This window comes from Mesorhizobium sp. NPDC059054 (assembly GCF_042739215.1).
Lineage (GTDB): Bacteria > Pseudomonadota > Alphaproteobacteria > Rhizobiales > Rhizobiaceae > Mesorhizobium.
The window spans coordinates 196,655-210,447 of the sequence record NZ_JBHYHV010000003.1; the positions used below are offsets into that span (position 1 = coordinate 196,655).

At 64.5% G+C, this 13,793-nt stretch carries 11 protein-coding genes; 1 reads left to right on the forward strand and 10 read right to left on the reverse strand.

Translation table 11 applies throughout. The annotated features are described in order from the left end of the window. Window positions 1-67 precede the first annotated feature (67 nt). From ACFWXH_RS14385 to ACFWXH_RS14425, 9 genes are all read right to left on the reverse strand, one after another. Window positions 68-895, reverse strand: a complete 828-nt coding sequence (locus tag ACFWXH_RS14385) for a TIGR01459 family HAD-type hydrolase (RefSeq protein WP_379121289.1) — start codon at window positions 893-895, stop codon at window positions 68-70. Then, window positions 895-2,172: an FGGY-family carbohydrate kinase gene (locus tag ACFWXH_RS14390; protein WP_379121291.1), complete on the reverse strand. Its 1,278-nt coding sequence runs from the start codon at window positions 2,170-2,172 to the stop codon at window positions 895-897. The genes ACFWXH_RS14385 and ACFWXH_RS14390 overlap by 1 nt, the downstream gene beginning before the upstream one ends. Next, window positions 2,172-3,227, reverse strand: coding sequence for a class II aldolase/adducin family protein (locus tag ACFWXH_RS14395; protein ID WP_379121293.1), 1,056 nt, complete (start codon window positions 3,225-3,227; stop codon window positions 2,172-2,174). Before ACFWXH_RS14395 ends, ACFWXH_RS14390 begins: the two co-directional genes overlap by 1 nt. Window positions 3,228-3,490: 263 nt before the next feature. Continuing rightward, a complete protein-coding gene (locus tag ACFWXH_RS14400; protein ID WP_054312338.1) occupies window positions 3,491-4,600 on the reverse strand; it encodes a substrate-binding domain-containing protein in 1,110 nt (369 codons plus the stop codon). 62 nt (window positions 4,601-4,662) lie between these two features. Further along, on the reverse strand, window positions 4,663-5,607 hold the full coding sequence (locus ACFWXH_RS14405; protein WP_054312339.1) for an ABC transporter permease: 945 nt from the start codon (window positions 5,605-5,607) through the stop codon (window positions 4,663-4,665). Window positions 5,608-5,617: 10 nt separating this feature from the next. Beyond that, window positions 5,618-6,619, reverse strand: a complete 1,002-nt coding sequence (locus ACFWXH_RS14410; protein ID WP_379121296.1) for an ABC transporter permease — start codon at window positions 6,617-6,619, stop codon at window positions 5,618-5,620. After that, the gene (locus ACFWXH_RS14415; protein WP_379121298.1) at window positions 6,619-8,130 is read right to left on the reverse strand and encodes a sugar ABC transporter ATP-binding protein; all 1,512 of its coding nucleotides are present in this window, start codon (window positions 8,128-8,130) and stop codon (window positions 6,619-6,621) included. Before ACFWXH_RS14415 ends, ACFWXH_RS14410 begins: the two co-directional genes overlap by 1 nt. Beyond that, complete coding sequence (locus tag ACFWXH_RS14420) at window positions 8,127-9,587, reverse strand: FGGY-family carbohydrate kinase (protein ID WP_379121300.1); 1,461 nt, start codon at window positions 9,585-9,587, stop codon at window positions 8,127-8,129. The genes ACFWXH_RS14415 and ACFWXH_RS14420 overlap by 4 nt, the downstream gene beginning before the upstream one ends. Further along, window positions 9,584-10,363, reverse strand: a complete 780-nt coding sequence (locus tag ACFWXH_RS14425; RefSeq protein WP_379121302.1) for a DeoR/GlpR family DNA-binding transcription regulator — start codon at window positions 10,361-10,363, stop codon at window positions 9,584-9,586. The genes ACFWXH_RS14420 and ACFWXH_RS14425 overlap by 4 nt, the downstream gene beginning before the upstream one ends. A gap of 230 nt (window positions 10,364-10,593) precedes the next feature. Between ACFWXH_RS14425 and ACFWXH_RS14430 the strand changes: the two genes are divergently transcribed. Further along, window positions 10,594-12,696 carry a bifunctional rhamnulose-1-phosphate aldolase/short-chain dehydrogenase gene (locus tag ACFWXH_RS14430; protein WP_379121304.1) on the forward strand — a complete coding sequence of 701 codons (2,103 nt, stop codon included), beginning with the start codon at window positions 10,594-10,596 and terminating at the stop codon, window positions 12,694-12,696. 66 nt (window positions 12,697-12,762) lie between these two features. Here the strand turns inward: ACFWXH_RS14430 and ACFWXH_RS14435 are convergent, their stop codons facing one another. Further along, window positions 12,763-13,425, reverse strand: coding sequence for a TerC family protein (locus tag ACFWXH_RS14435; RefSeq protein ID WP_379121306.1), 663 nt, complete (start codon window positions 13,423-13,425; stop codon window positions 12,763-12,765). Window positions 13,426-13,793: the final 368 nt, after the last annotated feature.

Sequence of the window (13,793 nt, forward strand, 5' to 3'; positions counted from 1 at the left end):
GAGGATGCCGGCAGGCAGGTGAGGGGCAGCGTCGACGATCCAAAACAATTGAGTGCGTACATCAGCCTCACCATACGAAAGCGCGCAGCAGGAAATCGGGCGTCGCGCCGTGTTCAGCATAAAGCTGTTGTTTCTCGGCGGCGGTCGCGGTCTCGAGAATGCCCGTCGTCACCAGCGCGGTGCTGAGCCCAGCGCCTCGCCCGCCGGCGATGTCGTGCTCGATGCTGTCGCCCACGCAGATGACGCGTGCACGATCGGGATTGCCCAGCAGCTTCAGCGCGACCGCATAGATCTCGGCAAACGGCTTGCCGATCCAGGTTATCGGGCCGCCGAGTTCGACATAGAGCTCGGCGATCGCCCCCGCACCGAAGCGCGGACCGACCGAGGTCAGCATGATCTTGTCGGGATTGGTGCAAAGACACACCACGCTGCGCGCCGCCGCGGGTTCCAGCAGGCGGCGGTAGTGGTCGAGGTCGAAGCGGTCGCCCTCGCTGGCAGCGAGCAGGACGATGTCGGCTTCCCCGCCGTTGTCGACCAGCGTCAGCGGCAATCCTTCGACCGCGGAACGATCGCCGTCGCGCGCCACAAGCAGGCAGCGCACCGTCTTCCCATCGGCAAGCGAGCCGCGCAGGCTCTGCCAGGCGACCTCGCCGGAGGACAGGAAATGCCCCCAGCTTCCGGGAATGAAACCAAGCTTTTCCAGCCGCGCTTCATTGGGCGCCGAGCGCTTGCCGGAATTGGATAAGAGCAAAGTCGACTTGCCGGCCTGTTTCAGCCGCACCAGCGTCTCGACCGCGCCGGGATAGGGTGCTGTGCCGTCATGCAGCACGCCGAACTGGTCGAGGATGAAGACATCGAACCGCTCGGCGAGCTCGCGGATGCCGCAAAGCTCCATCACAGATCCCCCACGGCCTGAAGCCCGCCCAGAGCAAGCCGTGCGGCACCCGCCGCCGCTTCGGTGGACTGGGCGGGCAGGAACGGAACCTGCAGTTCGCGTTGCCTTATCGCGTTCCATTGCGGATTGGCAGCGCCGCCGCCGACGCTGCGCACCGAACGGAGCGGGTCGGCGCCAAGCTCGGCAAGGCGGGCGAAGCCAAGTCTTTCGATGGCCGCCATGCCTTCGAACATCACTTTCAGGAAATCGGCATCGTCTTTGGGTCGTGGCGTCAGCCTTGGCGCAAAGGCGGGATCGAAGACGGGGAAGCGTTCGCCCGGCTCCAGCAATGGATAAAAATCCAGCCCGGTCGGAACCGTCGGATCGATCCTGGCCGACAGCCGCACGATCTCGTCAGCGGAGAAGAAATGCGACAGCACCTTGCCGCCACTGTTGGAGGCGCCGCCAGCCAGCCACATGCCGTTGATGCGATGGCTGTAGACGCCGTAATCCGGCGCGAAGATCGGCCGATCGCAAAGCAGCTTCAGCGTCAGCGTGGAACCGAGCGCGGTGACGCCATCGCCCGGCTGGTCCGCGCCGGTCGCCAGGAAGGAAGCACAGCCATCCGTCGTACCGGCAACGATCACCACCTCTTCGCCAAGCCCGAATGCCTCGGCCATCGCCGGTGCGATGGTCTCCACCGGTGCGCCGGGTGCCACCACGCGCGGCAGCAGATTGGTGTCGAGGCCCGTCGCGGCGATCCATTCCGGCCAGAGCCTTTCGACCGGATCATAGCCGGTCTTCAGCGCGTTGTTCTCATCGGTGGTGCCGAAATGACCGGCCAGCCGCCCGGCGATCCAGTCGGCCTGGTGCAGGACCTTGGCGATGCCCGATACGGACTGGAAGCGCAGCGCCTTGGCAAGCCCGGAGGTGGCGCCATGAGCACCGCTCTCGGCCGGAATGACGGCGCGGATGCGCGCCAGCAACCTATCATCCTCGACCCTGTCATTGTACATCAGCGGCGTCGCGAGCGGCTCGCCGTCGCCGCTGACGGGCAAAAGCGTTCCCGAGGTCGCATCCACCGCGATGGCGTGCACGCTGGCCCGATCGATCCCGGCAAGAGCCGCGCCCAGCGCGCGCTCCACCGCCTTCCACCAGATCGCCGGATCGCGTGGATCGGGCCCGAATTCCGTGAGGCGGGCAACACCCTGCGCCACGATATCGAAGGACGGCGTCATCGCCACGGCGCGAGCGCCGGACGTGCCGAGATCGATGCCAATGGCGAGTGGCGTATCCATCAGGCGATCTTCTTCTGAGCCCTGCGGGCAAGCTCCTGCCGGTATTTTTCGGCGTCCCAGCCGGTCAGCTGCCGATGTTCCTCTTCGGTCAGCATACGAACCGGCGCATCGGCGGGAATGCGTGCCAAGACGTCGGCGAGGCAGCGCGCCATGGCGTCGGCGCCCGGCACGGCATCGCCGCGCATGAGAATACCAATCCCGGGGAACACAATCGCGACGGGCGCTGTGCCCATACGCTTCACCACCGCAGCGGCATCTTCATTCCCTTTCGCGATGACTGAACCGGCGCCGAGGAAAATCACATGGTCGGGATAGAGGCTGCCTTGAGCTGCCAGCGCGGTGCTCTGCGCATCGGTCGCCACCCCATGAGCAACCTCGGAGTGCGGCAGCCGGTAATCGGAGCCGGCCGTCAGCCGGGCCAATTCATCAAGATCGGGTGTGGTTGCCATGCGCGGGACGATGCGCAACCTCGCCTTGACATCGGCCAGCAGCGCCGCAGCCTCCTTCACCGTTTCGCCGCCGACAACCAGGCCGTGATTGGCCAGGACCAGCACGTCGGGCCGGTTGCCGCTGTGCTCGGCAATGGCGAGCGCCAACGGCAGGCCCGGCCGCGCATAGGGCACACAGGACCAGTTGAGGCCCTTAAGGCGGGGACCGACCTGTTCGGCGCAGTCGCTGCGCACCGCAAAAGCGATCGTGTCGACGCAATGGACATGCAGCACGACACGATGCGGCATCAGCGCATGCACGGTGGTTTCGATCGACGGGCGCAGGCCCGAGCCGTTGAGTTCCGTGACGACGAATTGCTGCGCCTGTTCGGCGGCGGGATCGACGGCCTCGACCGCCGCGACCAGCGGCGCCATCTCGACGGGCACCATGATGTCGCGCTCGGTCGCATGGGCGAGCCAGGTTCCGGACGCCTTGATCCACAGCGTGCCGTCGACTTTCAGCGACGTGTTGCCGCCGGCTCCCTGCGTCAGCAAGGGGTCGTTGCCGATATCGGCCGACAGGGTCTTCAGCGCGGCAAGCTCGGCTTGCCAATCGACCGCAGGCATGTCGCGATCCTTTCCAGTTCAGTGTCGAAGCCAATCGACTTCGGGGCAATCGTGCATGCCGGGTTGCCCCTTCTCCGTCTCGGGCTTTGCCCGAGCCACCTCTCCCCCGCCTTCGGCAGGAGCGAGGAATCGCGGTTGTTATGCCGGCGCCATCTCCAGCTTGGGTTCCTCTCCCCCATGAAATGGGGGAGAGGTGGATCGCCCAAGGGGCGAGACGGAGAGGGGGGCCTCATATCCAATAGCCCTCCCCGTCCCCCCAACCCCTAGAAATCGAAGTTGTTGATGTTGTCCTTGCTGAAGACGGTCGGCGCGCCGAGCAGGATCTCCGAGCCGTTGATGACGGAGAGATCGCCAAGCTTGCCGGCCTTCACCGAGGTCGCCCCCGGCGCCAGCGTACCGTCGGCGACGGCGCGCAGCACATGGGCAGCGGCGTAACCGAGATCGACCGGGTTCCACAGCACCACCGACTTCACGCAGTCCGCCGCGACATAGGGCTTCATGGCGTTCGGCGTGGCGAGGCCGACGACCGCGACCTTGCCGCACTTCTTGGCCTGCGTGACCGCATCCGCTGCTGCCGGCGTGGCAACGCTGGTCATGCCGAAGACACCCTTCAGCTCGTCGCCATATTTGTTGAGCAGCGTGTTGGTCTGGTTGAAGGAGAGGATGTTGTCCTCCTGCGCTTCCACCGTCTCCAGCCACTTCATCTTCGGATGACACTTGGCCTGGTAGGCCGCCATTTCGGAGATCCAGCGCGCCTGGTTCGGCGTCGTGAAGGTCGAGGTGACGATGGCGAAAGCACCATCCTCGCCGGTTTCCTTGGCCATGGAATCGACCATCGCCTTGGCGATGCCGTTGAACTCGGCCTGGTTGACGAACCACTGGCGTGCGTCCGGCGTCGAATTGGCGTCATAGCCGACGACATTGATGCCGGCGGCAAGCGCCTTCTTCAGCACCGGCGCGATCGCGACCGGATCGTTGGCGGCGAACAGGATGCCGTCGACGCCGCTGGTGATGTAGTTGTCGATCAGTGTGATCTGGTCGTCGATGTTGGCCTTGCTCGGACCGTCGGTCTTGGCATCCATCGTGCCGATTTCCTTGGCGGCATCGGCAATGCCCTTGGACGTGGCGTTGAAATAGCCGATGCCGACCAGCTTGGGCACATCGACGACCTTCAGCGTCTTGCCCTTGCGGTCGGGCGCGTTGGTCGGCGACCCGCCGTCATAAGGCTTGGCCGCGACCGTCGCCGGCGTGGCATCGCAGGCGAGCGGGTTGGTCGGCAATTCGTCACCGCCGGTCCAGGCGGCGGATTGGGCATGGCTGAGGCTTGTCGAGAAGGACAAGGCCAGCAGTGCGCTGAGCACTCTATTACGCATTTTCATCCTCCAATTATTCGTCCGGACACTGATGAGCGGCAGTGAAGGACGCTTCTCCCTTGTTATCGAGTGCCGCTCCTCTCGAAGAGGTTGCTGGCGAGGATCGCCAGGATGAGTACCGCGCCGATGAGCATGATGGTGCCGTCGCCCTTCACACCGGCGAGCGACAGACCGTTCTTCAGCGCCTGGATGAGGCAAAGGCCGATCATGGTGCCGGCGATCGTGCCGCGGCCGCCGAAGATCGAGGTGCCGCCAAGCACCACCGCGGTGATGGCGTCGAGTTCGATGCCGGTGCCCATGTCGGAGCGCGTGGTCGAGACGCGCGAGACAAAGATGACGCCGGCCAGAGCTGCCGCGAAACCCGAGGCGGTGTAGAGGGCAAGCTTGGTCTTCTCGACCGAAAGCCCGGAAAAGCGGCTGGCGACCTCGTTGGAGCCTATGGCATAGACCGTGCGGCCCCAACGCGTGTAGGCAAGGATGATCGAAGCGATGATCGCCGCAGCTGCCAGGATCCAGAGCTGCGTCGGCACGCCCAGCACCTCGCCCTGGCCGAGCACGTAGAACCAGTCCGGATAGCCGCGCACCGAACGCGCCTGGCTGATGCCTTCGGCCAGGCCGCGATAGAGCGCCAGCGTCGCCAGCGTCGCGATCAGCGGCGGCACGCTAAACCGCGTGATGATCGCGCCATTGGCGAAACCGGCAAACGTGCCGACGGCGATCGCGCCAGCGGCGGCCGCCGGCAGCGGCAGGCCAAGCTTCTGCCAGAACACGCCGGTCAGGATCGCGGTCAGGCCGAGGATCGAACCCACGGAGAGATCGATGCCGCCGGTCGCGATGACAAAGGTCATGGCGATGGCGATGAGGCCGATCTCCGTCATCAGCCGACCCTGGTTGAGCAGGTTGGAGACAGTAAAGAAACGGTCGGACTGGAACGACAGCACGATCAGCACGGCGACCAGCAGCAAGGCCAGGAAGGTTTCGTGACGGAGCAGGGATTTCCAGTTCATCCTTGCTCCTTCAAATCCTGCCGCGCCGGCGCAGCATGTCGGCAAGCACCGTCGCCAGGATCAGCAGGCCGATGACCGCGCGCAGCCAGTAGGCCGAGACGTTGACGAAGATCAGCGCTGAACCGATCGTGGCGAACAGGATCGTCGCCAGCGTCGAGCCGATGACCGTGCCCGAACCGCCGAGGATCGACACGCCGCCGATGACGGCAGCGGTGATGACGGTAAGCTCGAGATTGGGCGGCACCGTGGACTGGATCACCTGCAGCTGTGTGGCGAAGAGGATGGTCGCCAGCCCCGCGAAGGCGCCGTGGATGACGAACACCGCGACGGTGCGGCGCTCGACCGGGATACCGGTGGCAAGTGCCGCTTCCGCATTGCCGCCAATGGCATAAAGCGAACGCCCGAAGGCCGAGTAGCGCATCCAAAGTGCTGCAAGCACGGTCAGCACCACCATGAAGACCAGCGGTACCGGCAGGCCGAGGACGCTCTTCTGGGCGATCAGGAAATCGGGCGGCAGATTGGTGATCCAGGTGCCGCCGGTGACGCTGATCAGCCCGCCACGCATGATCGACAAGGCGCCTAAAGTCACCACGATGGACGGAATGCGCGCGTAGGCGACGAGGACGCCGATACAGGCGTTGATCGCCATGCCGACCAGCACCGGCGCCAGCCAGGCGATCCAGACCGGATAGCCGGCGACCGCCAGCGTACCCGAGATCGTCGCCAGCACGCCGATCAGCGCGCCGACCGATACGTCGATATGGCCGGTGATGATGACCATGGCCATGCCGATGGCGGCAACGGCGATATAGGCGTTGCCGGAGAAGATCGTGGTCAGGTTGTTGGCGCTGATGAAACGCGGGTTGACCATCGTCACCACTACGAACAGCGCTATGATCGCGGCCAGCACGACCAGTTCCTGGCCGTAATCGGCAAACAGCCGCCGGAGGAAGCCGGGCCGTTGTGCGGTCGATGCGGGACGGGTTGGCGGGAGATCGACGACCGCACTCATCAGGCCGCCTCCCCGCTCTGATGCGTGGTCATCGCCATGCCGACGCGTTCGGGCGTTGCGTCCGCCCTGTCGATCTCACCGGTGAGGCGGCCGCCGCTGATCACCAGGATGCGGTCGCTCATGCCGAGCACTTCCGGCAGTTCGCTGGAGATCATCAGGATGGCGACACCCTGCTTCACCAGTTCACCCATGATGGTGTGGATCTCGGCCTTGGCACCGACGTCGACGCCGCGCGTCGGCTCATCGAGGATCAGCACCTTGGGATTGGTCTCCAGCCATTTGGCGATCACCACCTTCTGCTGGTTGCCACCCGACAATTCACCGACCGGTTGGCCGATGTTGCGGCAACGCACCCTGAGTCGCTTGACGGCGTCGAGAGCGCGCTGCGCTTCTTCGCCCGCCTTGATGAAGATGCCGGACGAGAAGCGTTCGATCGAGGCCATCGACACGTTCTTGCGGATCGCCATCTGCTTCACCAGGCCCTGCTGGCCGCGATCCTCCGGCACATAGGCGATGCCGAGGTCGCGCGCCTGGCGCGGCGAGGTGATGGCGACCGTCCTGCCTTCGAGCGCGATCTCGCCCGAGGTCGCCGGCGTCATGCCGAACAGAGTGAGCGCGAGTTCCGTGCGCCCGCTGCCGACCAGGCCGGCGACGCCGAGGATCTCTCCACGCCGCAGGGAAAAGGAGATGTCCTGCACATGACGGCCGTGATTGAGGTTCTTCACCTCCAGCACCGTGTCGCCGATGGCGGCGTCGGCCTTCGGGAACAGGCTGTCGATCGACCGGCCGACCATCATGGAAACGAGTTGCGCCTCGTCGACCTCGCCGATGTCGCGGGTGCCGACATAACCGCCGTCGCGCAGCACGGTGACGCGATCGGCCAGCGCGAAGATCTCCGGCATGCGGTGGCTGACATAGACGATACCGACGCCGCGCTCGCGCAACTGCCGCACCACCGCCATCAGGCGCTGCACGTCCGATTCCACGAGCGAGGCGGTCGGCTCGTCCATGATCAGGATGCGCGCATTCTTGGAAAGCGCCTTGGCGATCTCGACGCGCTGGCGCTGCGCCACCGACAGCGTCAGCACCTTGGCGTCGACATCGAGATCGAAGGTGTCAAGCTGGTCGAGCAGGGCGCGCGTGCGTGCCCGCACCTCGCTCCAGTCGATCCAGCCGCCCGGCTTGCGCGGATAATTGCCGAGGAAGACGTTCTCCGCGACGGTCAGCTCGGGAAACAGCAGCAGTTCCTGATAGACGGTCGCAATCCCGGCGGCCGACGCATCGCGCGTCGAGGCGAACTTCACCTCCTTGCCGTCGACGGTGATGGTGCCGGCATCCGGCGCATAGAGGCCGGACATCATCTTGATCAGCGTCGACTTGCCGGCGCCGTTCTCGCCGAGCAGCGCATGCACCTCGCCGGGGCGCACGTCGAAGCTGACGTCCTTCAACGCCTTCACGCCGACGAAGGATTTCGACATGCCGGCGAGGCTGACATAGGGGGCGGCGGTCATCGGCTCGCCTCCTTCGCGGCTTTGTCCGCACGCGCGGCATCGCGGGCATTGTCCGCACGTGCGGCATCGCGGGCATTGTCCGCACGTGCGGCATCGCGGGCATTGCCGGCCAGCTCGCGCCAGCGATCGCGATAAGCTTCGAGCCCGGGAACGCTGCTTGCGGCAACAGGTACCGTCTCGTCGCGAAACGGCATCATTCCGAGCGCCTTGAAGGCAAGAGCAGCGGCGCCGGTGGCGGAGCCTTCGCTCATCTCGGAATGGATGACCGTCTGGCCAGGGCGCAGTTGCGCGAGCATCGCTGTCAGCAATTCGATCTTGGCGAGGCCGCCATCGACGACCAGAAGGTTGTCGGAGCGGATCAGGTCCAGCGACAGGTCCGTCATCATCAGCACGTAGAGCGCGGCAACCGCGGCGCGATCCTCACCCTCGACATCGCCGCCGACGATCTGCCCGCTGGTTTCCGGAAACGGTCCGCCGGCAGCCCATGACGGCAGGGCGAAGACGCCGCGCGCCATCACGCGTTCGACCGCCTGCTGCGAGATCGGCCGGTTCCAGCTTTCGCTGATCAGGTCGTATTCGCGCCCGCCCATGAAGCGCAGCGAAGGCGCCGGCTCGCCATCGACCGTGACATTGGCGATCATGTCGCGCTCGCGGTCGAGCGCGTCGAGCGGGCAGTCGAGATTGATGATGATGACCCAGGTGCCGGTTGATACCAGCGTGAAGCCGGACAGGCCGGTCATGCGGTAATAGGCAAGCGCGGCATTGGAATCGTGCACGCCGTTGTGGACGCGGATCGAACGGCTGGAACCATCGGACAGGGCAACGTGCGTCTCGCCGATGACCGCGCCGGCGGGCTGTATCTCCGGGAATTTCTGGCGCCAGCCCAGCCGGTCGACAAGCGAGGAGAAATCGCGTTTCAATGGTGCCCACAGCTGGCTGTGCGCGCCGAGATAGGACCATTCCGCCAGCGGGCGGCCCGAAAACCGCCAGCCCCAGTATTGCGGATAGCAGAGGATCCACTCGGTATCGGCAAAGGCGGCCGGCTCTTCCTGCCTCAGCCAATAGATGTGGCGGGCGATCGAGAAACCGAGCGGCAGCCAGGGCGTGTAGGTCTCCGAGAAATCCGGCAGCATCGGATCGATCTCGCGCGCGATCGACGGTGGGATCTCCTGTTCGTAGTCCAGCACCGGATGGAGAAGCTCGTCGCCGCGCACCAGCGCGAAAGCACAGCCATGGGCGGAGACCATCAGCCCGACGACATCATGCATGGCAACGACCTCGGCGAGCTCGCGGCTCATCCAGGCAAAGAGGCGCTCGTCGTCCAGCACATGTCGGCCCCGGAAATCCTTCCACACCGGCCTGGTGCGGCGTTCGTCGAGCAGGGCGCCGTCGGGCGCGAACACAAACAGCTTCGAATTGGTCTTGCCGAGATCGAAAACTGCGAGTGCCCCGCTCATCCTAGCCCCCCGTTCGGAGCGATGCGCAGGGCGACACCGGCCGCTTCCAGCATCTTGGCATGCTGGTCCGACAGCCCGTCGTCGGTGATCAGGACGCCGACACGCGCAAGCGGCAATGCCACGTGGCGCGCATGGATGGAGAATTTGCGGCTGTCGGCCAGCACGATCACCTGGTCGACATTGCGGCTCAATTCCTGGATGGCGCGCACCATCAGCGGATGCGACTCCAGCAGCCCGTCGGGGCTGATGCCCTGCGCGCCGAGAAAGAACTTCGAGGCGAAAAAGTTTGCCGGCTGCGACGGCGAATAGATGACGCGCGGCTCGCGATGCAGTTCGCCGCCGGCGATGGTCAGGCTGCATTTGCCATGCTCGCCGAGATAGGCGGCCAGCGGCATCGAGTTGGTGAACAGGCGGACGTTGCGTTCGGCCAGCTTGACGCCGAGGTGGTAGCAGGTCGAACCGCCATTGACGATGACGGCATCGCCATCCAGCACCATGGTCGAGGCCAATTCGGCGATCTGGCGTTTCGCATCGACGGCGAGGTCGCGGTTCTCGTCATAGGGCCGGGCGAAGGCGGTGGCCTGCGAGGCGGCGCCGTCAAGCGCGGAGATGCCGCCATAGACCTTCCGGGCGCCGCCGGACTGGTCGATCTTATCGATGTCGCGCCGGATGGTGGCAGCGGAAACGCCAAGGCGCTCCTGTAGCTCGCGCACCGACGCGAAGGGCCGGTCGCGCAGCAATTCGATGATCTGCCGATGGCGGACCAAATCGTTCAAGCCAGAATCCTCCCGTGACGGCTCGAAAACCAAGCGTCATGATCCAAGTTACGCAAAATAGACGATCACGCAAGCCATTTGTGCAAAACTTCGCTCATATCGCATTGCATATAAAGCAGTTAGCACTTGCAATATGATCGACTTCAATCTTTCATGATTGACAAACTGCATGCCTTGGCCTGATTTTAACGCTCATGCCGCGCCCGAGAGGCCGGCGGGAGGATTTCGACATGCTCGACAAACAGCCGGCGCGGCTCGCCAATCTGTGGAACGATGGGAAGGCGGCAACGATGAGCGAGCCGGAACGGCTCGTCTATCGCTCCAATCTGCTGGGTTCCGACAAGCGCATCACCAATTACGGCGGCGGCAACACGTCATCGAAGGTCCGGCAGAAAGATCCCCTGACCGGCGAGGACGTCGAGGTGCTGTGGGTGAAAGGTTCGGGCGGCGACAGCGCCTCGATCAAGCTCGACGGCTTTGCCACGCTCTACATGGACAAGCTCAATGCGCTGAAGAACCTCTATCGCGGCGTTGCGCATGAAGACGAGATGGTCGGCTACCTGCCGCACTGCACCTTCAACCTCAACCCGCGCGCGGCCTCCATCGACACGCCCCTGCACGCCTATGTGCCCAAGCCCTTCGTCGATCACATGCATCCCGACGCGATCATCGCGGTCGCTGCCGCCAGGAACTCCAAGACGCTGACGAAGACGATCTTCGGCGACACGATCGGCTGGCTGCCGTGGAAACGGCCGGGCTTCGAACTGGGCCTGTGGCTGGCGAAATTCTGCGCGGAGAACCCTGAAGCCCGCGGCGTCATCCTGGAGAGCCACGGCCTGTTCACCTGGGGCGACACGCCGAAGGACTGCTACACGACCACCGTCGACGTCATCAACCAGGCCATCGACTGGTTCGAGCGTGAGACAAAGGACAAATCGGCCTTCGGCGGGGCTGTCACCCAATCCTTGCCGGCGGCCGAGCGGCGCACCATCGCGGCACGGCTGATGCCGATCGTGCGCGGCATGATCTCGAAACCCGGCGCGATGAAAATCGGTCATTTCGACGATTCCGACGCAGTGCTCGACTTCGTCAACTCGGCCGAACTGCCGGCGCTCGCGCCGCTCGGGACCTCCTGTCCCGACCATTTTCTGCGCACCAAGATCAGGCCGCTGGTGATCGGTTTCGATCCGGCCAAGCCGGATATCGATGCGGTTGCCACGGCCCTGCCTGCCGCGCTCGATGCCTATCGTGCCGACTACCAGGCCTATTACGAACGCTGCAAACATGCCGACTCGCCCGCCATGCGCGATCCCAACGCCGTGGTCTACCTGATGCCGGGCGTCGGTATGTTCACCTTCGCCGCCGACAAGGCCACCGCCCGCATCTCGGCCGAGTTCTACGTCAACGCCATCAACGTCATGCGGGGTGCGGCGGCCGTCTCCTCCTATGCCGGCCTGCCGGAACAGGAAGCCTTCGACATCGAATACTGGCTGCTCGAGGAAGCCAAGCTGCAGCGCCTGCCGAAACCGAAATCGCTGGCCGGCCAGATCGCCTTCGTCACCGGCGGCGCCGGCGGCATCGGCAAGGCAACCGCCATCCGTCTTCTGCGCGAAGGCGCCTGCGTGGTGCTTGCCGACATCGATAAGCCGGCGCTCGGCATGGCGCAGGATGACCTGGCCAAGGTCTTCGGCAAGGATTTCCTGCGCACCGTCAAGCTCGACGTGACGGACGAAACCGGCGTCGCGGCCGCCTATGCAAGCAGCGCGGTCGAATTCGGCGGCGTCGACATCCTGGTCTCCAATGCCGGCATTTCCTCCTCGGCGCCGATCGAGGACACCGAACTGTCGATGTGGAACCGCAACATGGACATCCTCGCCAAGGGCTATTTCCTGGTGTCGCGCGAGGCCTTCCGCACCTTCAAGCAGCAGAAGCTCGGCGGCAACATCGTCTTCATCGCTTCCAAGAACGGGCTGGCCGCCTCGCCCAATGCGGCGGCCTACTGCACCGCCAAGGCGGCCGAGATCCACCTTGCCCGCTGCCTGGCGCTGGAAGGCGCGGATCATCAGATCCGCGTCAACACGGTGAACCCGGACGCGGTGCTGCGCGGTTCAAAGATCTGGACCGGCGAATGGCGCGAGCAGCGCGCGGCTGCCTATTCCATGCAGCCGGACGAGCTGGAAGAGCACTACCGCAAACGCTCGATGCTGAAACGCTCGGTGTTCCCGGAAGACATCGCCGAGGCGGTGTATTTCCTGGCATCCGACATGTCGGCGAAGTCGACCGGCAACATCATCAATGTCGACGCCGGCAACGCCCAGAGCTTCACGCGCTGAGAGGCACTCCAGGACAATGCCAAGCCCGGCGACTGGCATCGTTTGACGCCAGTCGCCGGGAGAAGCTTACGCCCCTGTCACATAAGGCAGCAGTTCGAGCGAACCGCGGTAGATCATGTGGCCGGCGACATAGAGAATGACGACGAGGCCGACATAAGCGATCCAGCGATACTTCTGCAGCAGATTGGCGATGAAATTCGCGGCAATGCCCATCAGCGCGATCGACAGGACGAGCCCGAACACCAGGACACCCGGATGTTCGCGCGCCGCACCGGCAACGGCCAGCACATTGTCGAGCGACATGGAAACGTCGGCGATGACGATCTGCCAGGCAGCCTGCGCAAAGGTCTTGTTCGGCACGGTGGTCGTGGCACCATGTGAACCCTCGCCGGCGGCTGCGCCCTCAAGCGCCAGCGCTTCCTGGCCATGCCCCTGCTGCAGCTCGCTCCACATCTTCCAGCATACCCAGAGCAGAAGCAGGCCACCGACGAAGAGCAGGCCGACGATCTGGAGAAGCTGAGTGGTGGCGGCGGCAAAGCCGATGCGCAGGACGGTCGCGGCGATGATCCCGATCAGGATCGCCTTGGCGCGCTGATGCTTGGGCAGGCCCGCGGCGGCAAGCCCGATGACGACGGCATTGTCGCCGGCCAGCACCAGATCGATCATGATGACCTGCAACAGCGCTGTCATCGCTTCGGGCGTGAGAAAGGAATGGAGAATTTCAGTCATACGGCACCCTTTGTATCTGCAGGGCGGCGTAGCTTTCAGAGCTGCTCTGGCGCGATCGCGCTAGCGTATCAACACATATTGCCAGAATTCAGGGACGTCTCAGCCAGGCCACCGGATTGAAATCCCAGTCCGACATCACAGCCTGGATGGCTGCCAGAGGGGCCCGGCCTGGTGGACCTCACCTACTCGACATGAAGGGAAAACTCAATGCCGAATTGCGACGTGGTCGCCATGATGTCGTCGGGCCGGCTCGCATATTCTGCTCGGCACGCATAGCCGGTTCTGGACCGCATCATATCTCTGACGTTCCGGAATGGATCCCCGACACTCGCCGCTCCCTTTGGTCGCTCACGAGGTCGAGGATGACG